General features: G+C 71.0%; 16 protein-coding genes. 6 read left to right on the top strand and 10 right to left on the bottom strand.

Annotated elements, in window-relative coordinates:
- Window position 1: 1 nt before the first annotated feature.
- The gene (locus ACLF6P_RS25390; RefSeq protein WP_415953245.1) at window positions 2-727 is read right to left on the bottom strand and encodes a succinate dehydrogenase; all 726 of its coding nucleotides are present in this window, start codon (window positions 725-727) and stop codon (window positions 2-4) included.
- A 94-nt stretch (window positions 728-821) separates the two neighbouring features.
- Here ACLF6P_RS25390 and ACLF6P_RS25395 point away from each other — a divergent pair, with 94 nt between their 5' ends.
- The gene (locus tag ACLF6P_RS25395; RefSeq protein WP_415953246.1) at window positions 822-1,715 is read left to right on the top strand and encodes a LysR family transcriptional regulator; all 894 of its coding nucleotides are present in this window, start codon (window positions 822-824) and stop codon (window positions 1,713-1,715) included.
- An 87-nt stretch (window positions 1,716-1,802) separates the two neighbouring features.
- On the opposite strand, the gene ACLF6P_RS25400 is transcribed toward ACLF6P_RS25395, so the two are convergent.
- The 3 genes from ACLF6P_RS25400 to ACLF6P_RS25410 form a co-directional block, all read right to left on the bottom strand.
- On the bottom strand, window positions 1,803-3,965 hold the full coding sequence (locus ACLF6P_RS25400; protein WP_415953248.1) for a putative bifunctional diguanylate cyclase/phosphodiesterase: 2,163 nt from the start codon (window positions 3,963-3,965) through the stop codon (window positions 1,803-1,805).
- Window positions 3,962-4,774, bottom strand: a complete 813-nt coding sequence (locus ACLF6P_RS25405) for an SAM-dependent methyltransferase (protein ID WP_415953249.1) — start codon at window positions 4,772-4,774, stop codon at window positions 3,962-3,964. The genes ACLF6P_RS25400 and ACLF6P_RS25405 overlap by 4 nt, the downstream gene beginning before the upstream one ends.
- Window positions 4,775-5,099: 325 nt before the next feature.
- Window positions 5,100-6,110, bottom strand: coding sequence for an SCO0930 family lipoprotein (locus ACLF6P_RS25410; protein WP_415953250.1), 1,011 nt, complete (start codon window positions 6,108-6,110; stop codon window positions 5,100-5,102).
- Between the two features lie 380 nt (window positions 6,111-6,490).
- Between ACLF6P_RS25410 and ACLF6P_RS25415 the strand changes: the two genes are divergently transcribed.
- On the top strand, window positions 6,491-7,027 hold the full coding sequence (locus tag ACLF6P_RS25415) for a hypothetical protein (RefSeq protein ID WP_415953252.1): 537 nt from the start codon (window positions 6,491-6,493) through the stop codon (window positions 7,025-7,027).
- 115 nt (window positions 7,028-7,142) lie between these two features.
- Here ACLF6P_RS25415 and ACLF6P_RS25420 read toward each other — a convergent pair whose 3' ends face one another.
- A complete protein-coding gene (locus tag ACLF6P_RS25420) occupies window positions 7,143-7,628 on the bottom strand; it encodes a hypothetical protein (protein ID WP_415953254.1) in 486 nt (161 codons plus the stop codon).
- A 333-nt stretch (window positions 7,629-7,961) separates the two neighbouring features.
- Here ACLF6P_RS25420 and ACLF6P_RS25425 point away from each other — a divergent pair, with 333 nt between their 5' ends.
- Window positions 7,962-8,639 (top strand): class F sortase, encoded by a 678-nt coding sequence (locus ACLF6P_RS25425; RefSeq protein WP_415953256.1) that lies wholly within the window; start codon window positions 7,962-7,964, stop codon window positions 8,637-8,639.
- Between the two features lie 94 nt (window positions 8,640-8,733).
- Here the strand turns inward: ACLF6P_RS25425 and ACLF6P_RS25430 are convergent, their stop codons facing one another.
- Window positions 8,734-9,594, bottom strand: a complete 861-nt coding sequence (locus tag ACLF6P_RS25430) for a polysaccharide deacetylase family protein (RefSeq protein WP_415953257.1) — start codon at window positions 9,592-9,594, stop codon at window positions 8,734-8,736.
- A 106-nt stretch (window positions 9,595-9,700) separates the two neighbouring features.
- Complete coding sequence (lysX, locus tag ACLF6P_RS25435; protein ID WP_415953258.1) at window positions 9,701-13,054, bottom strand: bifunctional lysylphosphatidylglycerol synthetase/lysine--tRNA ligase LysX; 3,354 nt, start codon at window positions 13,052-13,054, stop codon at window positions 9,701-9,703.
- Window positions 13,055-13,255: 201 nt separating this feature from the next.
- On the opposite strand from lysX, the gene ACLF6P_RS25440 reads away from it, so the two are divergent.
- A complete protein-coding gene (locus ACLF6P_RS25440; RefSeq protein WP_415953320.1) occupies window positions 13,256-13,660 on the top strand; it encodes a universal stress protein in 405 nt (134 codons plus the stop codon).
- A gap of 10 nt (window positions 13,661-13,670) precedes the next feature.
- Here the strand turns inward: ACLF6P_RS25440 and ACLF6P_RS25445 are convergent, their stop codons facing one another.
- A complete protein-coding gene (locus tag ACLF6P_RS25445) occupies window positions 13,671-14,891 on the bottom strand; it encodes a CapA family protein (RefSeq protein ID WP_415953260.1) in 1,221 nt (406 codons plus the stop codon).
- Window positions 14,892-15,200: 309 nt separating this feature from the next.
- Here ACLF6P_RS25445 and ACLF6P_RS25450 point away from each other — a divergent pair, with 309 nt between their 5' ends.
- Both ACLF6P_RS25450 and ACLF6P_RS25455 read left to right on the top strand, forming a co-directional pair.
- Complete coding sequence (locus ACLF6P_RS25450; protein WP_415953322.1) at window positions 15,201-15,743, top strand: sigma-70 family RNA polymerase sigma factor; 543 nt, start codon at window positions 15,201-15,203, stop codon at window positions 15,741-15,743.
- 338 nt (window positions 15,744-16,081) lie between these two features.
- Window positions 16,082-16,525: a hypothetical protein gene (locus ACLF6P_RS25455; protein WP_415953261.1), complete on the top strand. Its 444-nt coding sequence runs from the start codon at window positions 16,082-16,084 to the stop codon at window positions 16,523-16,525.
- A 56-nt stretch (window positions 16,526-16,581) separates the two neighbouring features.
- On the opposite strand, the gene ACLF6P_RS25460 is transcribed toward ACLF6P_RS25455, so the two are convergent.
- Together ACLF6P_RS25460 and ACLF6P_RS25465 are read right to left on the bottom strand one after the other, a co-directional pair.
- A complete protein-coding gene (locus tag ACLF6P_RS25460; protein WP_415953263.1) occupies window positions 16,582-17,793 on the bottom strand; it encodes a sensor histidine kinase in 1,212 nt (403 codons plus the stop codon).
- A complete protein-coding gene (locus ACLF6P_RS25465; RefSeq protein ID WP_415953264.1) occupies window positions 17,790-19,520 on the bottom strand; it encodes a sodium/solute symporter in 1,731 nt (576 codons plus the stop codon). The genes ACLF6P_RS25460 and ACLF6P_RS25465 overlap by 4 nt, the downstream gene beginning before the upstream one ends.
- Window positions 19,521-19,530 lie beyond the last annotated feature (10 nt).

Genomic DNA, 19,530 nt, shown 5'->3' on the forward strand with positions numbered 1-19,530 from the left:
GTCAGCTCACCACTCCGGTCATGACGGCGACGGGGACGGAGACGAAGCCCACGGTCAGCACCAGGGCCAGGATGTTCGCGGTCGCCTTGAGGGCCTTGTCGCGGCGGGCGCTGCCCGCGCCGAGGGTCTGGGCGGCGCTCCAGAAGCCGTGGCGCACATGCAGTCCGACGGCGGTCACGGCGACGATGTAGACGACGTTGCCGTACCAGGTCGAGAAGGTGTCGATGACGTTCTGGTACGGGTGCAGGTGCTCGAACTCGCCCGGGTGCACGGTGCCGGTGGTCAGGTCGAGGATGTGCCAGACGATGAAGAGGGCGAGGATGATGCCGCCCCAGCGCATGGTGCGCGTCGCGTAGCTCGCGCGCCTGCGCCGGTGCACGTACTTGGCGGGACGGGCCTTGATGTCACGGCGGCTCAGCTGGTACGCGGAGACGGCGTGCGCGACGACCGCGAGGACCAGCAGGATCCGGACGAGCCACAGACCCCACTCGTGGTGCAGGACCGGCGCGCCCATGGTGCGCAGCCAGTGGGCGTAGTCGTTCATCTCCTGTGGGCCGAAGAAGACCTTGAGGTTGCCGGTCATATGGGCGACCAGATAGCCGAGCATGATGAGCCCGCTGACGGCCATCACGGTCTTCTTGCCGATCGTCGAGTCCCAGAAGGAGCGCATCGGGGAGGGGCGCCCGCCTGGGGCGGTGCCCTTGTCGGGCCGCGTTGCCAGAGACATGCCGATGACGGTAGGGGCCACATATGCCATCAGTCCAAGACATGATCCGGCTCATTTCCATAGGCTGCACCTATCGTGCGGCTACGCTGGCGGTATGCAGCTGCAGCAGCTCCAGTACTTCGTCACCGTCGCGGAGACCCGGCACTTCACCCGGGCCGCCGAGGCGCTGCATGTGGCGCAGCCCTCGCTCTCCCAGCAGATCAAGACCCTCGAACGGGAGCTCGGCGCGGAGCTGTTCAGCCGGGCGCGCGGCAACATCGCCCTCACCGACGCGGGCGAGGCGCTTCTTCCGCTCGCGCGGCGGATCCTCGCGGACGCGGACACGGCGCGCCTCGAGGTGCAGGAGCTGGCGCAGCTGCGGCGGGGGCGGGTACGGCTCGGCGCGACGCCGAGCCTGTGCACCGGGCTGCTGCCGGACATCCTGCGGAGCTTCCGGGACGCGTATCCGGGGGTGCGGCTCGTGGTCGAGGAGGGCGGCTCGCACGATCTCGTACGCCGTCTCGCGCGCGGCGCCCTCGACCTCGCCCTGGTCGTGCTGCCGCTGCCCTCGCCCTCTCCGGCGCTGACCACGGTGGAGCTGCTGCGCGAGGACCTGGTGGTCGTCTCCTCGCCGACGGTGCCCGCGCCGGGGCGCAGGGGCGGCCGCTCGGTGCGGATCGCGGACCTGCAGAACGAACCGCTCGTGATGTTCCGGCACGGCTACGACCTGCGGGAGCTGACGGTCGGGGCGTGCCGTGCGGCGGGGTTCGAGCCGGAGTTCGCGGTGGAGGGCGGGGAGATGGACGCGGTGCTCGGGTTCGTACGGGCGGGGCTGGGTGTCGCGGTCGTGCCGCGGATGGTGGCCACGCGGGCGGGGCTTGGGTTGCGGGTCACTCCGCTGACGCGGCCCGGGCTGCATCGGTCGGTGGCCCTCGCCCACCGTAGCGATGTGGCTCCGCCTCGGGCGGCTCGTGAGCTGCAGCGGATGCTGACCGGGCATCTGGGTTGAACCGGGGGGAGGGGGAACCGGGGCTCCGCCCCGGTTCCCCGTATTCGACCCTCCGGTCGGATCTGCTCAGACGCCGCGGGGGCCGAGTCAGCCCACCGCGTCCACCAGCGCCAGCTCGTGCAGCCGGTCCGGCGGGCCGGGGCGGGCGTAGTACCAGCCCTGGGCCGTGTCGCAGCCGAGCTCGCGGAGTTGTTCGGCCTGGGCGCCGGTTTCGACGCCCTCGACCGTCACCGAGAGGTCGAGGCTGTGGGCAAGGCCCACGATGCCCTCGACGATCTTCAGGTCCACCGGGTCGACCGGGTAGCGCTGCATGCCCTGGGTGAAGGAGCGGTCGAGCTTGAGGACGCTCACCGGCAGGCGCCGCAGATTCGCCAGGTTCGAATAGCCGGTGCCGAAGTCGTCGAGGGCGATGTCCACGCCCATCTCGGCGAGCCGGCGCAGCGGCTTGAGGAGGTCGTCGTCCGCACCGATCAGGGCGGACTCGGTGACCTCCAGGCAGAGCGAGCCCGGGGGCAGACCGGAGCGCTGAAGGATCTCCACGGTGTCGGAGACCAGGCCCGGGTAGTGCAGCTGGTGCGGGGAGAGGTTGACGTTGATCCGCAGGGGACCGGCGTCCTCGTGCCGTTCCTGCCAGGCGCGGGCCTGGTTCACGGCCTGGTCGAGGACCCAGCGCCCGAGCGGCACGATCAGGCCGGTGTGCTCGGCGAGCGGGATGAAACGGTCGGGGCTGAGCACGCCGTGCTGCGGATGCGACCAGCGGACCAGGGCTTCCGCTCCCCGTACGCTGCCGTCCTGCAGGTTCACGAGCGGCTGGTACTCGATGAAGAACTCCTCGCGCGCCAGCGCGGTGGGCAGCGCGGTCGTCAGGCCGTGGCGGGTGATCGTCCGGGCGTCCGCCTCGGGGTCGGCGGTCTCGTAGCGGTTGCCGCCCGCGGACTTGGCCCGGTACATCGTGATGTCGGCGCTGCGCAGCACCTCCGCGGGGCTGCGCTCCCCCGCGGGCCCTTCGACGATGCCGATGGAGCCGCGGACGGTCAGCTCACGGCCTTCGATACGGACCGGGATGGCGAGCATGCTGAGGATCCGCGAGGCCAGCTCGTCGACCTCCTGCTCCGTGTCGTCGCCGGTGGTCAGCGCCACGAACTCGTCGCCGCCGAGCCGGGCCACCATCTCGCCGGGCCGGGTCGCACAGGCCTGGAGGCGGTCCGCGATCTCCACCAGGAGCCGGTCGCCGGCCGCGTGCCCCAGGCTGTCGTTGATGGCCTTGAAGCCGTCGAGGTCGAGATAGCAGAGCCCGAACCGGCGTCCCCCGCCGGCGGCGAGGGCCTTCTCCAGGCGTTCGAAGAAGAGGGTGCGGTTGGGCAGGCCGGTGAGTGCGTCGTGGGTGGCCTCGTAGCGCAGCCGGAGGTTGAGGAGGCGGCGTTCGGTGGTGTCCTCCATCAGGGCCAGCTGGTACTGGGGTTCGCCCTCGGCGTCCCGCAGCAGCGAGACCGTCAGATTGGTCCACAGGACCGTGCCGTCCGCGCGGTAGTACGGCTTCTCCACGCGGTAGAGGTCACGGCGGCCCTGCACCAGTTCCTCGTAGAGGCGCCAGACGTGGGGTGCGTCGTCGGGGTGCGTCCATTCGGAGACCTTGCGGCCGCGCAGCGAGTCGCTCCTGCCGCCCGCGCCGAACATCGCGTTCAGCGCCTCGTTGACCTGGAGGATGTTGCCCTCCAGATCGGCGATGCCGATGCCCACGGCCGCGCCCTCGAAAACGGCGCGGAAGCGTGCCTCGCTGGTGTGCAGCGCCTCGGCGACCGCCTGCCGCGCGGTGAGCGCGGCTCGCGAGATGGCCTCCTGCTCGCCGCGGGTCCGCTCGCGCAGCGCCTGGGCGTAGCCTCCGGCCATGGCGTGCTGCAGGCGCGCCGAGCGCGCCCGGTGCGCCTCGCGTTCCGTCTCCTCCTCGCTGCCGCAGTAGAGCACGAGATAGGCGTCGACGACGTCAAGGGTCTGCACGAGCGCCTCGGGGTCGGTGCAGTGCGCCTCGATGAGTGCCGCACCCACGCGCCGTCCGGCCGCCGGGTCGAAGCTCCGGGCGGTCAGCGCGTCACGCAACTGCTCGGCCAGCGGAAGCAGTTGCTTCTCGAACTCGGCCCGGGTGCGCGAGGTCGCCGTCACCGGGAACACCGCGCGGCCCCATATCGTGACGAACCGCCGCAGCCGTGAGTCCGGTTCGTCCGCCCCGGCCGGGTCCTGTGCTGCGGTCACGTCAGCAGCCCCACGCCCGCGTACCCGGAGAAGGCGAACGGATCCTCCTGGTCGACCGGTGCGTCCGGGCGCCACAGCGGCATGGAGACAAGTCCGGGCTCGGCCATCCCGTATCCCTCGAAGAAGCGCTCGATCTCGCTCCGTCCGCGCATGACCAGCGGATTGCGGATGTCCTTGTAGACCCCGACGGTCCCGCCGGCCTGCTCCTGCGACAGCGGGATGCCGTCGTAGGAGGCGTGGGTCAGGATCAGCATGCTGCCCGGCGCGAGCGCCTCGCGCAGGGCGGCGACCGCCTCGTAGGGCTTGTCCTCGTCCTCGAGGAAGTGCAGGACCGCCACGAGCATCAGCGCCACGGGACGGTCGAGGTCGAGCAGGTCGGACAGCTGGGGGCTCTCCAGGATCTCCTGGGGCCCCCGCAGGTCCGCGGCGAGCACCTCGGCGTCCGGATTGCCGTCCAGTACGGCCTCGCTGTGCGCCACGGCCACCGGGTCGTGGTCGACGTACAGCACCCGCGCGCCGGGGTGCAGGCCCTGTGCGACCTCGTGGACGTTGCCGAACGTCGGGATACCGGAGCCGATGTCGAGGAACTGCGTGATGCCCCGCTCCACCGCGTAGCCGACGGCGCGCCGCATGAAGGCACGATTCGCCTGCATGATCTTGGGCAGGCCCGGCATGAACTCCATGGCCTTGCGGGCCGCTTCGCGATCCGACTCGAAGTTGTGCGAACCACCCAGGTAGTAGTCATAGATACGCGAAACGCTCGGCACCGAAATGTCGATGCCCCGCGGGGCCCAGGCGGGTCGCTCCATCAGATTCTCCCTGTTCGGCATCTCGGGCGTGTGACCGAGCCGGTGTTCGAGGCGAGGCTACTGATCCGCCGCCCACGGGTCGACCCCAAGCGGAAAACACTCGTCCGTTCTCGGCCGCTGCCCCCGGCATGTGCACCTGCGGCTGCACGTGCAGATGAATTCCCGGCGCCTGCACGGTGGTTCGGCGCCAATGGAATTCAGGTATCCGGGTGCAGGACGTCGGGCAAACAATACGGGCCGGTTCCCGCACCACGGAGAGGTGCGGAGGAACCGGCCCGTATTGCGGGTTTCGGTCAGGAACGGAGCGCTTGAGGTGCCCCTGAGGCTATTTGGGCGCTCCGACCAGCTTGCCCTGGGGCGAGACGGCATACCACGTTCCGCCCGCGCCCTGCCCATTGGTGTCACCGGGCTTCTTGTCCGCGGTGTGGGTGTAGAGCGGCCAGCAGTCGATGGTCTGCTGGCTGAGGCCGTCGGGCCTCTCGAAGGTGACGAAACCCTTGCGGAGGATGCCCGCGGTGTCGCTCTTGTCAACAGGCTCGACGACCGGCCAGTTCACCAGGCAGTCCCCGGTGCAGGCCGACTTCATGGGCCAGGCCGAGTCCTTCGTGAAGCGGTAGACGGTCATGCCGCGCCGGTCCACGACGATCTCGCCGAGCTCCGGGTCCCTGCGGGTCGACAGCCCCGCACGGTCGGCCTCCGCCACGTCCTCGCCCGCACCTTCGCCCACCGCGGGCGCCGGCGCCGCCTTCGACCCGTCGGGTGCCGCGGCGTACCAGGCGCCGCCCACACCCTGGCCGTTGCTGTCGCCCGGCTTCTTGTCCTCGGCGTAGCGGTACATGGGGTGGCCGTCGACGGTCAGCTGCTCGGCGCCGTCGGCCCGTCGCACCGAGCCGATCAGCGCCGCCTCGACGCCGGGCGGTGGTTCGGCGCCCTCGGCCAGGACCACGGGCCAGGCCTTCGCGCAGTCGCCGTCGCAGTTGGACTGCGGGGGGTCGGCCGTGTCCCGGTCGAAGCGGTAGAGGGTGAAGCCGGCGCTGTCGGTGAGCAGCTCACCCAGTTTCCCGTCGGTGCGCACGGCGAGCCGCCCTGCGGGCTCGGCTCCGGCCGCTCCTTCGCCGCCGGATCCGCCGTAGCCGTCCCCGGCACTGCCGTATCCGCCCTCCGCGCCGCCGTCGCCGCTTCCGTACGCGCCGCCGTACCCGCCGTCGGCAGCCGCCGCATTGCCCGCCGGGCGGCTGTTCGCCCCGCCGCTCTCCTCGCCCTGACCGCACGCCGTCGTCAGCACCAACAGGGCCGCTGCCGTGGCCGCGATCGTGGCGCTCCGCCAGGTCCTCATGGTGAACTCCCCTGGTACGCTCGGTGACGCGCCGCCCGGATGCGCCGCGCATGGCCCTAGGTACGCAAAGCAGCGGCGGATGCGTTCAACGCACTGCGGAACTTCCTGCCCCGGGCGACCCTGCCGCCCCTGTGACGTGCGCGTTCCCTCTGCGTCGCACCGGACGCGTGCACCTCGTGAAACCCGGGCGGGGTCGAATGGCCGAATTGCATCGCCCGACACGCCCCGAGGTCCCCCCGACGGCCCAGACGAATGCCCCATTCGTACGACTGCGATCGCGGCCGCGGGGGCGGATCCCTAGCGTTTCGGGCATCGAGGTGCATTTCCGGCAACAGCGGTAGAGTCCGCGGCTGCTCCTCGGGGACCCGGAGGACTTGACCATGTACGCAATACGAAATGTCCCGCTCGCCCTGCTGGCGCCCGCTTCCCTGTGCGCCATGACGCTCACCGGGCCCACGGCGCAGGCCGCGGTGACGGGCGATGAGGACATCACCTCGTTCGGATTCAGCATCACGCCGTCCACCGTCGCGGCGGGCGGCCAGGTGACGTTGCGTGCCGACGGCTGCCCGAGCCGCGTGAGAGTGTCCTCCGCGGTCTTCGACGACGTCACGATCCGGCCGGACTCGAGCGCGACCGCGGTCGTCGACTGGGATGCCAAGCCCGGAGCCTCGTACACGGTGAAGTTCCGCTGCAAGGACGAGACGGGCACCACCCAGCTGACCATCGCCACCCGCGACAACGGCGGCTGGCGACCGACGAATCCGCCGGTCCATCACGGCGTGAAGGCCGGTATCGGCGGCAGCTTCGGGGATCTCGACTTCGGAGAGATCGCCCTGGGCGCCGCGCTCATCGCGGGCGCTCTGGGATCGGCGCTGCACTTCTCGCGCCGGCGGCCCGCGGACGGCGAGCACTCCTGATGGACGGCGAGCACTCCTGCATACGGGGACGCCGGTGATACGCCTGTCCACGCCAGTGCTCCGCCCCCGGGATCAGCGATCCCGGGGGCGGAGCACGCGTGTCCGGCCTCGTGGCTCAGGCCTTGGACTCACCACGGCGGCGCAGCCAGAACATGCCGCCGCCGGCGACCGCGGCCGTCACCAGACCCGTGCCGATGGCGATGTCGGTCGGGGTGGCGCGGCTGAGGAAGGAGCCGCCGGTGCCGCCCTGGGCGGGACCGATCACGGTCAGCGCCTGGGACTTGGTGACCGAGGAGCCGCCGCAGGTCACGGTGACGTTGTGGCGGCCGAGCGTGGCGTTGTGGCTGACCTTCACATTGGCGTGGGCTCCGTTGGAGGTGCCGGTCAGCGGCGCGCTGCCGTTCTGGAAGGCGTTCGAGGACACGGTGCCGCCGTTTCGGCATTCATGGGCGGTGATGTTCACCGCGACATGGGCTCCGCGGCCCGCGACGGTCGGGTCGACGCTGATGGTGCTCCCGTCCCAGGCGCCGGCCGTCGGTGCTGAGAGTGTGAGAAGAGCACCGGCGACGCCCAGGGCCGCCAGGGCACGAGTAGTACGCATGTGGACCTCCGCGAAAGACGCCCCGGGGAACGCTCCCCGGTCAATCGGCGAGAGCGCCTTTCAGATCAGAGACTCGGCCGCCCTGCGCGGGCCCGCATTTCGGGGCTGGGCCGTACCGGTGAGCGACACGCCGAGCGTATTTTCATGTGATCGACATCTTCGCAGGTCACGAACCGTCAGAAATCTTCTCGGCAAGTCGACTCGGATGGCGCAGGCGCCCCGCGGGCACCACCCGTTCGCATCCGACCGATCGCCGCGGATACGCAATCCGCTTAGCGTTCTTCCATGCGCGTACGGCGTGGTGGGAACAGCCGCGTCGAGAGGGGAATGTGAATGGATTCGGCACATGGCGCACCGGAGGCGGAGGCGGAGACGCAGAAGAAGCGTGCGCCTTGGGGCGTCATAGCTCTTGTTCTGCTGACCGGCCTCGCGCTGATCCGCAACGGGTCCGGCGAGTTCGCCGTGGGACCGCCGCAGCCGGCCGCGGCGGCCGCGGCCGAGGCGGGCAGGACGGTGACGGCGAACCGGCCGCACAGCTCCGCACCGAAGCCGCTGCCGTTCTCGATCCCGGAACGCATCAGGATCGACCAGATCCAGGTGCAGGCGCCGATCCAGCCGGTGGGCCTGGACGCGGACGGCTGGGTGGACGCCCCGCCGGCCGCGGACCCGAACCTGGCGGGCTGGTTCACGGGTGCGGTCTCGCCCGGCGAGAAGGGCACCTCGGTGATCGTCGGCCATGTCGACAACAATCAGGGGCCCGCGGTGTTCTACGGGCTCGGTTCCCTGAAGAAGGGAAACCACATCGAGGTGACCCGCAGGGACGGAAAGGTGGTCATGTTCGAGGTGTACGGAATCGAGGTGTTCTCGAAGGCCGATTTCCCCGGCGGAAAGGTCTACAACGCCACGGGATCTCCGGAACTGCGCGTCATCACCTGCGGCGGAGGATTCACGAAGGAGAACGGCTACGACGGGAATGTCGTGGTGTTCGCGCGGATGGTGGAGAAGCCCTGAGCGCAGCGGAACGGAAAGCGGGAAAGAAGGGGCCGGTCGCACGGAATTCCGTGGGACCGGCCCCTTCTCCTGCGCCGGAAAGGCGGGGACCGTTCTATACGTTCCTGCGCCTGGGCAGCCCGAACCGGTAGCCCTCGTCGAGCAGGCGCGGCAGATAGATCCGCAGCGCCTGGACGGACTGGCTGCGGTTTCCGCCGGCGTCGTGGTTGAGGACGACGACCCCCGAACCGGCGCCGCGCAGCACGTTGTTGACGATGGTGCGGGTGCCCGGCTCGGTCCAGTCGAGCGAGTCCGCCGTCCACGCCAGCGGCTCCATGCCGAGGCTGGCCCCGGTCTCGAAGGCGGCACGGTTCCACGCGCCGTAGGGCGCACGGAACCACAGCGGGGCGCTGCCGACCGTACGGTGCACGAGCTCGCTGGTGGACTCGATCTCCCGGCGCACCGCGGAGCGCCGGATCTTGAGAAGTTGCGGATGGCTCCAGGTGTGGTTGCCGATGACATGCCCGTCGTCGGTCATCTCCCGGAGCAGATCCGGGAATTCCACGGCCATCTCGCCACAGACGAAGAACATCGCGCGGACGTCGTGCCTGCGCAGGATCTTCAGGATGTGCGGGGTGTAGCGGGGGTCGGGGCCGTCGTCGAAGCTGAGCACCATCGTCTGCTCGCGGCCGCCGAGCCGCAGGATGGGCGCGGAGCGGATGGGCACCGCGGCGGGCATCCCGGTACGCCGCGTGCCGCCGTAGCCGGTGAGGGGCCTGAGGCGGTACGCGGAGGGCTGCTGCGGACGGGCGGCGGCGGGGGCGGGGGCGCCCGGCGCCGGGGCCGGGGCCGAGGTGGTGGACGTGGCGGGTGCGGACCGGTTGCCGGCGAAGCAGCCCGCGCTCGCGGCGAGCGAGACGAGCGCGGCGCCGCGCAGCAGCGCCCGGCGCCCCGGAAGCAGTTCTTCCTTTTTCATGACTATTACCTCGCACGGCCGAGGCCGTACGGGCTTCATCGACACGGCATCCCCGTGGCGGCGCGGGCAGAAGCACCTGTTGGAACCGCTCCAGGGTGCGAAGGCCTCAGCGGCGTCGTACAAGGGGGAACGGCAGCGTCTCGCGGATCGTCAGGCCCGTGAGGAACATGACGAGGCGGTCCACGCCGATCCCGAGACCGCCGGTGGGCGGCATCGCGTATTCGAGTGCGTCGAGGAAGTCCTCGTCGAGTTCCATCGCCTCCGGGTCGCCGCCCGCGGCCAGCAGCGACTGGGCGGTGAGGCGGCGGCGCTGTTCGACGGGATCGGTCAACTCGGAGTAGGCGGTCCCGAGTTCGGTGCCGAAGGCGACCAGGTCCCAGCGCTCGGCGAGCCGCGGGTCGCCGCGGTGTTGGCGGGTGAGCGGGGAAACGTCGGTGGGGAAGTCCTTGTAGAAGGTGGGCAGCCCGGTCCTCTCCTCGACGAGGCGCTCGTACATCTCCAGAACGACATCGCCGCGGCCCATCTCTGCGGTGTACGGGACGCCGCCGGCATCGCAGAGCCGGTGCAGTGCGCCGGTCGTGGTGTCGGCGGTGACCTCTTCGCCGAGTGCCTCGGAGATCGCCCCGTAGACCGTCTTGACGGGCCAGGGCCCGGAGATGTCGTGCTCGACGAGCCGGCCGTTCGCATCGGTCCTGCGGGCGAGGGGTGTGCCGAAGGCGGCGGTGGCCGCGCCCTGGATGAGTTCGCGGGTGAGGTCGAGCATCACGTCGTAGTCGGCGAAGGCCTGGTAGGCCTCCAGCATCGTGAACTCGGGGTTGTGCTTGTAGGAGACACCTTCATTGCGGAAGGTGCGGCCCATCTCGAAGACCTTTTCAAGACCGCCGACGCACAGCCGCTTGAGGTACAGCTCGGGTGCGATACGGAGGTGGAGATCGAGGTCATAGGCGTTGATGTGGGTGGTGAACGGTCGGGCGTTGGCGCCGCCGTGGATCTGCTGGAGTATCGGCGTCTCCACCTCGAGGTAGCCGCGCTCCAACAGGCCCTGGCGCAGCGCCTGCACGGCCCTCGACCGACCTCGCACGACCTCGCGGGCCCCGGGGTTGGCGACCAGGTCCACATAGCGGCGCCGCACTTTGGTCTCGGGGTCGGCGAGGCCGCGGCGCTTGTCCGGCAGGGGGCGCAGGCATTTGCCGGTGAGCTGCCAGGCGGTGACGAAGACGGAGAGTTCGCCCTTGTCGGTGGTGCCCGTCTCGCCGGTGGCGGTGATGTGGTCGCCGATGTCGGTGGCCCGGGTGAACGAGTCGAGTGCCTCGGCGTGCTCGCGGGTGAAGGTGAGCTGGAGGTCGCCGGACCAGTCGCGCAGCACCGCGAAGGCGACGCCGCCGAAGTCGCGGACCAGCATGACCCGTCCCGCGACCGTGACCTGCTCCCCCGTACGGGCAGCCGCGGCGAGCCCCGTGTGGGCCTCGCGGATCTCGGCGAGGGTGTGGGTGCGCGCCGCGATGCCCACGGGATACGGGTCGACGCCCTCGTCCTGGAGCCGCTCCAGCTTGCGGTGGCGGATGCGGACCTGTTCCGGCATCCGGTCGTAGGGATCGGCCGGGGCGGACTCGCCCCGGCCCAGGCCGAGTTCCTTGATCGAGGGCAGGCCCGCGGTGGTGGCCGGCTGGGCGAACTTGGCGGGCGCGTGCCCCTTGCCCCACAGGGATCCGAGGCTCGGTACGGAGACGAAGCCCTCGGCGATGCCGGAGGCCAGCGAGACACGCGGCAGCGCGCCCGCGTCCCCGTAGCAGATGAAGCGCGGATACCACTGCGGGTCGTACTTGGCGTTGGAACGGTAGAGCGCCTCCAGCTGGAACCACTTGGAGAAGAAGAGCAGCAGCCGGCGCCAGAGCCGCAGCACCGGACCGGCCCCGATCCTGGCGCCCTCCGAGAAGACGGAGCGGAAGACCGCGAAGTTGAGGGAGACGCGCCGCACCCCCAGCTTGCCGACGGATCCGCACAGCTCGGCGACCATGAACTCCACGACACCGTTGGGTGCGCTGCGGTCCCGGCGCATCAGGTCGAGGGAGATGCCGTCCCTGCCCCAGGGCACGAAGGACAGCAGGGCGAGGAGTTCACCGTCCGCGTCGTGGCACTGCACCAGGAGGCAGTCGCCGTCCTGCGGGTCGCCGAGGCGGTCGAGCGCCATGGAGAACCCGCGCTCGGTCTCGGTGTCGCGCCAGGCGTCGGCGCGGTGGATGATCTGCTTCATCTCCGCGTCGGTGAGCATGGAGTGACGCCGGATCCGGCAGGTCGCGCCGGTGCGCCTCACCCGGTTGACGGCCTGGCGCGTGACGCGCATGTCCCTGCCGTCCAGGTCGAACTTCTGCACGTGCAGGATCGCCTCGTCGCCGAGCTGCAGCGCGCCCATGCCGTGGCGGGCGAAGGCCTTGGCGCCCTCCTCGGAGGAGCCCATCGCGGCAGGCGCCCACGCGTAGCGCCTGGCGATCTCCAGCCAGGCCGCGATCGCCTGGTCCCAGGCGCCCGGATCGCCCACGGGGTCCCCGCTGGCGAGGCAGACACCGGCCTCCACGCGGTAGGTGACGGCCGCCTTGCCGCTGGGGGCGAAGGCGACGGCCTTGTCCCGGCGGGTGGCGAAGTAACCGAGCGAGTCGTTGTGGCCGTATGTGCCGAGCAGTGCCCTGATCCGCGATTCCTCGTCCCCGTGCAGCGCAGCTTCCATGCGCTGCGAACGGAACAGGGTGAACGCGGCGTTCAGAAGCGCGAGGGCGCCGAACAGGCCGAGGAAGAAGTACAGGGGGCGCGGCGGCGAGCCGTCGAACTGCCGGCCGGAGACCAGACCGCCGAGCACCCGGTTCACCGACCACAGGAAGCGGTGCCCCTTCTCCAGGGTGCCGGGGAACAGTTCGACCAGGCCCCAGCCCACGAGGATCGCCACCGAGAGGCCGCCCATGAGCACACCCAGCGCGCGCAGGAACTGACCGCGCCGGGTCTGCGCGTAGAACTCGCGGCGGGCGAGCACAAGGAGCACCAGCGCGAAACCGCAGACGACGGCCGAGGTCAGGACCTGTGACCAGTGGTCCTGCGCGATACGGATGCCGTCCCAGATCAGCAGGATGCCCAGATACACGACGACCAGACGCCACGCGATGGTCTTGCGGGACGCGCACGCCGCGGCGAGCAGCATCAGGAACAGGGCGTACGCGAGGTTCGTGCTGACCGGGACCGTGGCGTGGTCGAGTGCGCGGGTGACGGGCAGCGCCGCCCGGCGCAGGGGCGGGATGACCGCGAGGATGCCGCAGTAGGCGCCGAGCAGGCCGAAGAAGGTCGCGAAGAGGTCGGGAACCTTGCCCAGGAAGGTGTCCGAGCGCCCGAGGCCCGGCCGGTTCGCGGCGCGGGCCTCGGCCTCGGATTCGGCCTGGGCCTCGGATATCGCGTCATCCACGGTGGCGCTCATGCTGCGACTCTAGGAACAGCCACGCCGGCCTGCCCGTCGGAAGCGGCCCGAAGGGTCACGCGCCCCGGCCTGCGCGCTGCGAGAGCGCGTGCCGGGTGTCGCGACGGCGCGAAGGTTCCCCGATGCGGCACTAGCCTCGGCCGTGTGAGCGAAGAGCAGGCGACGCGGTTCGAGCGGGGCACCGACGGGCCCAAGGTGATCATGGTCGGGGTGGACGGTTCCGAGACATCACTGCGTGCCGCCGCCTACGCGGGCGGACTCGCGCGGCGGCAGAACGCGCTGCTCGCCGTGGTCTACGTGCAGCCCGTCATGGCGGCCGGGGCGGTGCTCGGCGCGCCCGTGGGCGAGGTCACGGACGAGATCGCCGACGGGCTGATCGCGGAGATCAGGAGCGCCACGGAACGCGTCAAGGACATCTTCGCGGTGCGCTGGGAATTCCATACGCTGCGCGGGGACCCGTACAACGGCCTGGTGAGCGCCGCTGACGAGCTGAAGGCGGACGCGGTGGTCGTGGGCGCCTCCGAACAGGCCGGCCACCGCATCATCGGCTCGGTCGCCGTCCGCCTGGTCAAAACGGGCCGGTGGCCGGTCACCGTGGTCCCATGACCGAAGGCGCTCACCCACCCATCCGCAGCCCGTCCTCCGCAGCCCCGCGGCTGAGCACGACCCGGCGGATCCGGTCCCGTACGTCCAAGACCGCGGCTCCTTCCTCGATCGCCGCGTTCAGGTTCACCATCCGCCCACGGCCCGTGTCGAACCACGTCGGGATGAACTCCGCCTCGGATACCTTCCACCGCCCACCCGCCTTCTTCGGCGGCACGAACGTGAAGCGCCCGATGGTCCCCTGGTTCCCCCGCGGATCGAACGTCCCGGAGTAATTGATCATCTCCCCGGCGATCTGGTCCCCCATCCCGTACACCACCCACGTCCCGTTGACCTTCTCGTACGCCTGCGGAACATGCGCGTGCGTGCCGATGACGAGGTCGATGTCCGGGCGGCCGTCGCTCTTCGAGGCCGTCAGCCGCTCGGCGAGCCGCAGTTGCCGCTGATCCGGCCCGTCCTGCCACTCCGTCCCCCAGTGCGGGCTGACCACCACCACATCGGCCCCCGCCGCACGTGCGGCCCGCGCATCCGCGATGATCTTCTCCCCGTCGAGGAGACCGACCGCCCACGGCTGCCCCTCGGGCATCGGATATCCGTTCGTGTCGTACGTGTACGCGAGATGCGCGACCTTCGCGCCGCCCGCGCGCAGCATCGTCGTGCGCCTCGCCTCCTGCGCGCTGCGCGCCGAGCCCGCGTGCCGCACCCCGGCCCTGTCCAGCGCGTCGAGCGTCCGGCGGATCCCCGCACTGCCCGCGTCGAGGCTGTGGTTGGAGGCGGTCGAGCAGGAGTCGTAGCCGGTGTCGGCGAGTGCGGCAGCGATCTGGGGCGGGGATTTGAAAGCGGGATAGCCCGTGTAGTCGCCGTCCGCGCCGTACACCGTCTCCATGTGGCAGATGGCGAGATCCGCCTCGGAGATCACCGACTTGACGCCCCGGAACATGGGCCGGAAATCGTAGCCCTCGCCGCCGGCATCGGCCCGGGCCTGCCGGATGATCGAGTCGTGCGGCAGCACATCGCCCGAGGCGACGAGGGTGAAGCCCTGCGGCGCCGCGGCAGGGCCGCCCGCGGCTGACTCGGCGGGAGGCTTCCTCGAGGGCGGCGGCGAGACGGATCCGGATTCCCCGGCGGCGCAGCCCGCCGCGGCAGCCGTCAGGACGGTGGCGAGCGCCGCGGCGCGCGCGGCCCTCGCACGGAGCCGGAAGGAGCCTGCTCCTGAACCAGTGTGATGCGTCATCGGGCGTGGCTTCCCTTGTTTGACGGGCGGACCGGCGGTCCGCGCAGAAGCACGAGCCGAGCCGATCCGAACATAATCGAATTGTCGTACTTTGAATCCAGCCGTGAAAGCGGGGGAAGTCAAGACACCGCGCCGTTCATCGCACCGTTCGTCGCACCGCTCGACCAGCGGATGAACCGTTCGGCGCACGTCCCGCCCGCCCGCGCGCCTGCCGCCGCACACCCGCTCCGCACGCTCCGAAGGCGCCGCTAACTTCTCGGCGACGCGACCCGCCGCGACGGACCGGAGGAGTCAACGGTGACGACCGCCATGGAGCAGCACCCCACCCGCACCCCCGAGCAGGAACTGGCCGAACTGCAGGAAGCCCATGGACGCGCCCTGCTCGGGTTCCTGCTCGGCCTGACCTACGGCGACCGGCAGCGCGCGGAGGATCTGGTCCAGGAGACGCTGGTGCGCGCCTGGCAGCACCCCGAGGCGCTGCGCAGCGACCACGAGTCGATGCGGCCGTGGCTGTTCACCGTCGGCCGGCGGCTCGCGATCGACGCGCGCCGCGCGCGTTCCGCCCGGCCCGCCGAGGTCACCGCGGAGGGCATCGAGCACACCCCGGTGGCCGCCGTCGGCGACGGCCACGAGGAACGGTCGGTGACGGCACTCGACGTACGCGAGGCGCTGTGCACACTGCGCCGCGAACACCGCGACGTGCTCGTCCAGCTGTACTACCGCGGGCACTCCGTGACGGAGGCGGCGCAGGCGCTCGGCATACCCGCGGGAACCGTCAAGTCACGTTCGTACTACGCCCTTCGGCGGCTGCGCACCGAACTGCCCGGTTACGGCACGGGCCCGGTCCGCTGACGCCGGCGGCGTGAGCACTCTCACCCCGCGGACCCCCGGATCGTGGCCGGGTCCACTCCCCCGCCGCCCTTAGTGTGAGGCGGGAAGGCGGTGGGCCGGGCCCCTGGCGCACCGTTCGCACCACAGAGCCCCCGGCGTCCCTTCCGTACAGCGACGGAGGGGTCGAATTCGAAACCACTGTGTCCAGTTGAGCAAAGCCGGACCCATGTACGTGCTCGACGGTGAAGGCTGCTCCTCGGGACTCGAAGGGGCCCGCGGGGGCGAAGGAAAGGGAGTAGGTGATTCGGTTGCTGCCCGACAGGAGAAACGGCAGGGGTACCGGCACACTGGTCGTGCCGATGGCATGGTTGTACGCGGAGTACATCGCCGATGAACTGCTGCGCACCGGAGACCTCGTTCCCACGAGCACCCTGGAGTTCCGGGCGGGGCGCCAGACACTCGCGCTCACCATCTACCTGTCCGACCGGACGGACGAGCTCTCGGGCATCCGGGTCGTCTCCCAGCTGGACGAGTGGCTCTCGCTGACCGCGTACGGCCATCCCTGGCAGGAGTGGGTGCGCGAGCGCCTCGAACGCCGGATGGACGCGGGCGGCGGGCCCGATGTGGACCTGGCGACGGACACGTGGGAGTGGCTGCAGCGCACCGAGTTGCTCGCGGCCGATCTCGACTCCGCGCTGCCGTGGCAGCGCGCCGGGGTCGAGATCGACGAGGGCGAGCAGGTGTGGACGCCCGCCTGGGAACTGGGGCTGCCGCTCGGGCATCTGGCGATCCATCTGTTCTGAGCGGAACGCGAAAGCGTACGTTCTGCGCGGAGCGCGATAGCGCCCGTGGTGAGCGCTCAGCCCGAGTGCACCCCGGCCCGGTACTTCGGCACCCGTACCGTGATCTTCATGCCGGCGCCCACGCCTGTCTCGATGACGAGCCCGTACTCGTCCCCGTAGACCTGCCGCAGCCGCTCGTCGACATTCGACAGTCCGAGGCCGTTGGAGCCCGCGCCCTGCGCGCGTTGCTCGCCGGCCAGGATCCTGCGCAGCAGCGCGGGATCCATGCCGACGCCGTCGTCCTCGATGACGACGAGGGCCTCGGCGCCCGCGTCCTGCGCGGTGATGGAGATACGGCACCGGGCGCCGGAGTCCTCCAGACCGTGCTTGACCGCGTTCTCGACCAGCGGCTGCAGACACAGGAACGGCAGGGCGACGGGCAGCACTTCGGGGGCGACCTGCAGCGTCACCTGGAGCCGGTCGCCGAAGCGGGCGCCCGCGAGGGCCAGATACTGCTCAATGGCCCGCAGTTCGTCGGCGAGCCTCGCGAAGTCGCCGTGTCTGCGGAAGGAGTAGCGGGTGAAGTCGGCGAATTCCAGGAGGAGTTCGCGGGCCCGCTCGGGGTCGGTGCGGACGAACGAGGCGATCGCGGCAAGCGAGTTGAAGATGAAGTGCGGGGAGATCTGGGCGCGCAGGGCACGGATCTCGGCCTCGATGAGGCGGGTGCGGGAGCGGTCGAGCTCGGCGAGTTCCAGCTGTACGGAGACCCAGCGGGCCACCTCGGTGGTGGCGCGTACCAGGACGGCCGATTCGCGTGAGCGGTAGGCGACCAGCGCGCCGAGGATGCCGTCCTCGCCGGTGAGCGGGGCGATCACGGTCCAGCGCAGCGGGCATTCGGCGAGTTCGCAGTCGGTGTGCACGCTCACGCTGCGGCCGGATGCGATGACCTCGCCGACCCGGCGCAGCACTGCCTCGGTGTGGTGGCCGAGGCCCGGGCCGTCCCAGGCGAGGATGCCTTCGCGGTCGGTGAGGCAGAGCGCCTCGGTGCCGAGCAGGGAGCGCAGCCGTTTCACGGCCTTGCGGGCGGTGTCCTCGGTGAGTCCGGCCCGCAGCGGGGGCGCGGCGAGCGAGGCGGTGTGCAGAGTGTGGAAAGTGGCACGCTCGACGGGGGTGCCGAGGTCGAGGTCGGCCTCGTCGCGCCGCCCGGACGTGAACCGGCCGAGCAGGAACCCGGCGGCGAGCACGACGACGCCCGCCACGAACAGGGCGGCGACCCCGATCCCCGTCACCGCTCCGCTCCGCGCCGCCGCCGGGAGAAGTCCTCCGGCAGGTGCAGCCGCGCCAGGGTCGCGGCGGTGCCCGGCGGGATCCGGGACGGGGTGAGCAGCGAGACCACCGTCATGGTGAGGAAGCCGAGCGGCACCGACCAGACCGCGGGCCAGGCGAGCAGGGTGTGCGCCCAGCCCGCGGAGGGCAGTCCGGCGCGGGTCGCGAGGACGGCGGAGAGCGCCGCGCCGCCGCCGGTGACGAGGCCGGCGACCGCGCCGGGCGGGGTGAGGCGGCGCCACCAGATGCCGAGTACGAGCAGCGGGCAGAACGACGAGGCGGATACGGCGAAGGCCAGTCCGACGGCATCGGCGACCGGCACGTTGGTGGCGATCAGCGAGACCCCGAACGGGACCGCCATGGCGAGCGCCGCCGCGATCCTGAAGTGCCGCACACCGCGCGTGGCGAGCACGTCCTGGTGCAGCACTCCGGCCACGGCGAGGGTCACCCCGGAGGCCGTGGACAGGAAGGCCGCGAACGCGCCGCCGGCCAGCAGCGCCCCGAGCAGATCACCGCCCACTCCCCCGATGAGCCGCTCCGGCAGCACGAGCACGGCCGCGTCGGCATCGCCGGTGAGGGCGAGTTCGGGCGCGTAGATCCGGCCGAGCGCGCCGTAGACCGGCGGCAGCAGGTAGAAGGCGCCGACCAGGCCGAGCACGACGAGGGTCGTACGGCGGGCGGCGCGCCCGTTGGGGCTGGTGTAGAAGCGGACGGCGACATGCGGCAGGCCCATGGTGCCGAGGAACGTGGCGAGGATCAGTCCGTACGTGGCGTAGAGCCGGTACTCGTCGCGGTCGCCGGCCAGCGGACGCGACCAGTTGGAGGTGCCGGTGCCGGTGGTCTCGCGGGTCCGGGGTACGAGGGTTCCGGCAGTGAAGGCGAGCCGGGTGCCGTGCTCGACACGGTGGCTGCCCTCACTGAGGCTCACCTGCTGCTTCTCGTACGTGGTGCCGTCGACCACGCCGTCGACGGTGAGCGTGATCGGGGCGTCGAGCGCGATCCGTACGGTGTCGTCGATCCGTACCGAGGTGTGGCTGCGGAAGACGGCGGGGGCGTCGAAGGTGGCGCGCGGGGTGCCGTCACCGAGCCAGGCGACGAGGAGGAACAGTGCGGGCACAAGCAGCGCGGTGAGCTTGAGCCAGTACTGGAAGGCCTGTACGAAGGTGATCGAGCGCATCCCGCCCGCCGCGACCGCCCCGGTGACGACGAGCGCGACCACGAGGCCGCCGACCCAGTCGGGCGCGCCGGTGAGGATCTCCAGGGTGAGCCCCGCGCCTTGGAGCTGGGGCAGCAGATAGAGCCAGCCGATGCCCACGACGAAGAGTCCGGCGCAGCGCCGTACGGCCTGCGATTCGAGGCGGGCCTCGGCGAAGTCGGAGAGCGTGTACGCGCCGGAGCGGCGCAGCGGGGCCGCGACGAGGAGGAGCAGGACGAGATAGCCGGCGGTGTAGCCGACCGGGTACCACAGCATGTCCGGGCCCTGCAGCAGCACGAGGCCCGCGACGCCCAGGAAGGAGGCGGCGGAGAGGTATTCGCCGCTGATGGCGGCGGCGTTGAGGCCCGGCTGCACGGTGCGCGAGGCCACGTAGAAATCGGAGGTGGTACGGGAGATCCTCAGGCCGAGGGCACCGATCAGGAGCGTGGCGAGCACCACGGCGGTCACCGCGGTGAGCGCGTACGTCTGGTTCAAGAGCGCACCG

This window comes from Streptomyces lothianensis, assembly GCF_047779955.1.
Classification (GTDB): Bacteria; Actinomycetota; Actinomycetes; order Streptomycetales; family Streptomycetaceae; genus Streptomyces.

Excerpts from the sequence above, each read along its gene's own strand:
- ACLF6P_RS25390 (WP_415953245.1), bottom strand. The coding sequence starts at position 727 with ATGTCTCTGGCAACGCGGCCCGACAAGGGCACCGCCCCAGGCGGGCGC.
- ACLF6P_RS25395 (WP_415953246.1), top strand. The coding sequence starts at position 822 with ATGCAGCTGCAGCAGCTCCAGTACTTCGTCACCGTCGCGGAGACCCGG.
- ACLF6P_RS25405 (WP_415953249.1), bottom strand. The coding sequence starts at position 4,774 with ATGGAGCGACCCGCCTGGGCCCCGCGGGGCATCGACATTTCGGTGCCG.
- ACLF6P_RS25410 (WP_415953250.1), bottom strand. The coding sequence starts at position 6,110 with ATGAGGACCTGGCGGAGCGCCACGATCGCGGCCACGGCAGCGGCCCTG.
- ACLF6P_RS25415 (WP_415953252.1), top strand. The coding sequence starts at position 6,491 with ATGTACGCAATACGAAATGTCCCGCTCGCCCTGCTGGCGCCCGCTTCC.
- ACLF6P_RS25420 (WP_415953254.1), bottom strand. The coding sequence starts at position 7,628 with ATGCGTACTACTCGTGCCCTGGCGGCCCTGGGCGTCGCCGGTGCTCTT.
- ACLF6P_RS25425 (WP_415953256.1), top strand. The coding sequence starts at position 7,962 with ATGGATTCGGCACATGGCGCACCGGAGGCGGAGGCGGAGACGCAGAAG.
- ACLF6P_RS25430 (WP_415953257.1), bottom strand. The coding sequence starts at position 9,594 with ATGAAAAAGGAAGAACTGCTTCCGGGGCGCCGGGCGCTGCTGCGCGGC.
- lysX (WP_415953258.1), bottom strand. The coding sequence starts at position 13,054 with ATGAGCGCCACCGTGGATGACGCGATATCCGAGGCCCAGGCCGAATCC.
- ACLF6P_RS25440 (WP_415953320.1), top strand. The coding sequence starts at position 13,256 with ATGGTCGGGGTGGACGGTTCCGAGACATCACTGCGTGCCGCCGCCTAC.
- ACLF6P_RS25445 (WP_415953260.1), bottom strand. The coding sequence starts at position 14,891 with ATGACGCATCACACTGGTTCAGGAGCAGGCTCCTTCCGGCTCCGTGCG.
- ACLF6P_RS25450 (WP_415953322.1), top strand. The coding sequence starts at position 15,201 with ATGGAGCAGCACCCCACCCGCACCCCCGAGCAGGAACTGGCCGAACTG.
- ACLF6P_RS25455 (WP_415953261.1), top strand. The coding sequence starts at position 16,082 with ATGGCATGGTTGTACGCGGAGTACATCGCCGATGAACTGCTGCGCACC.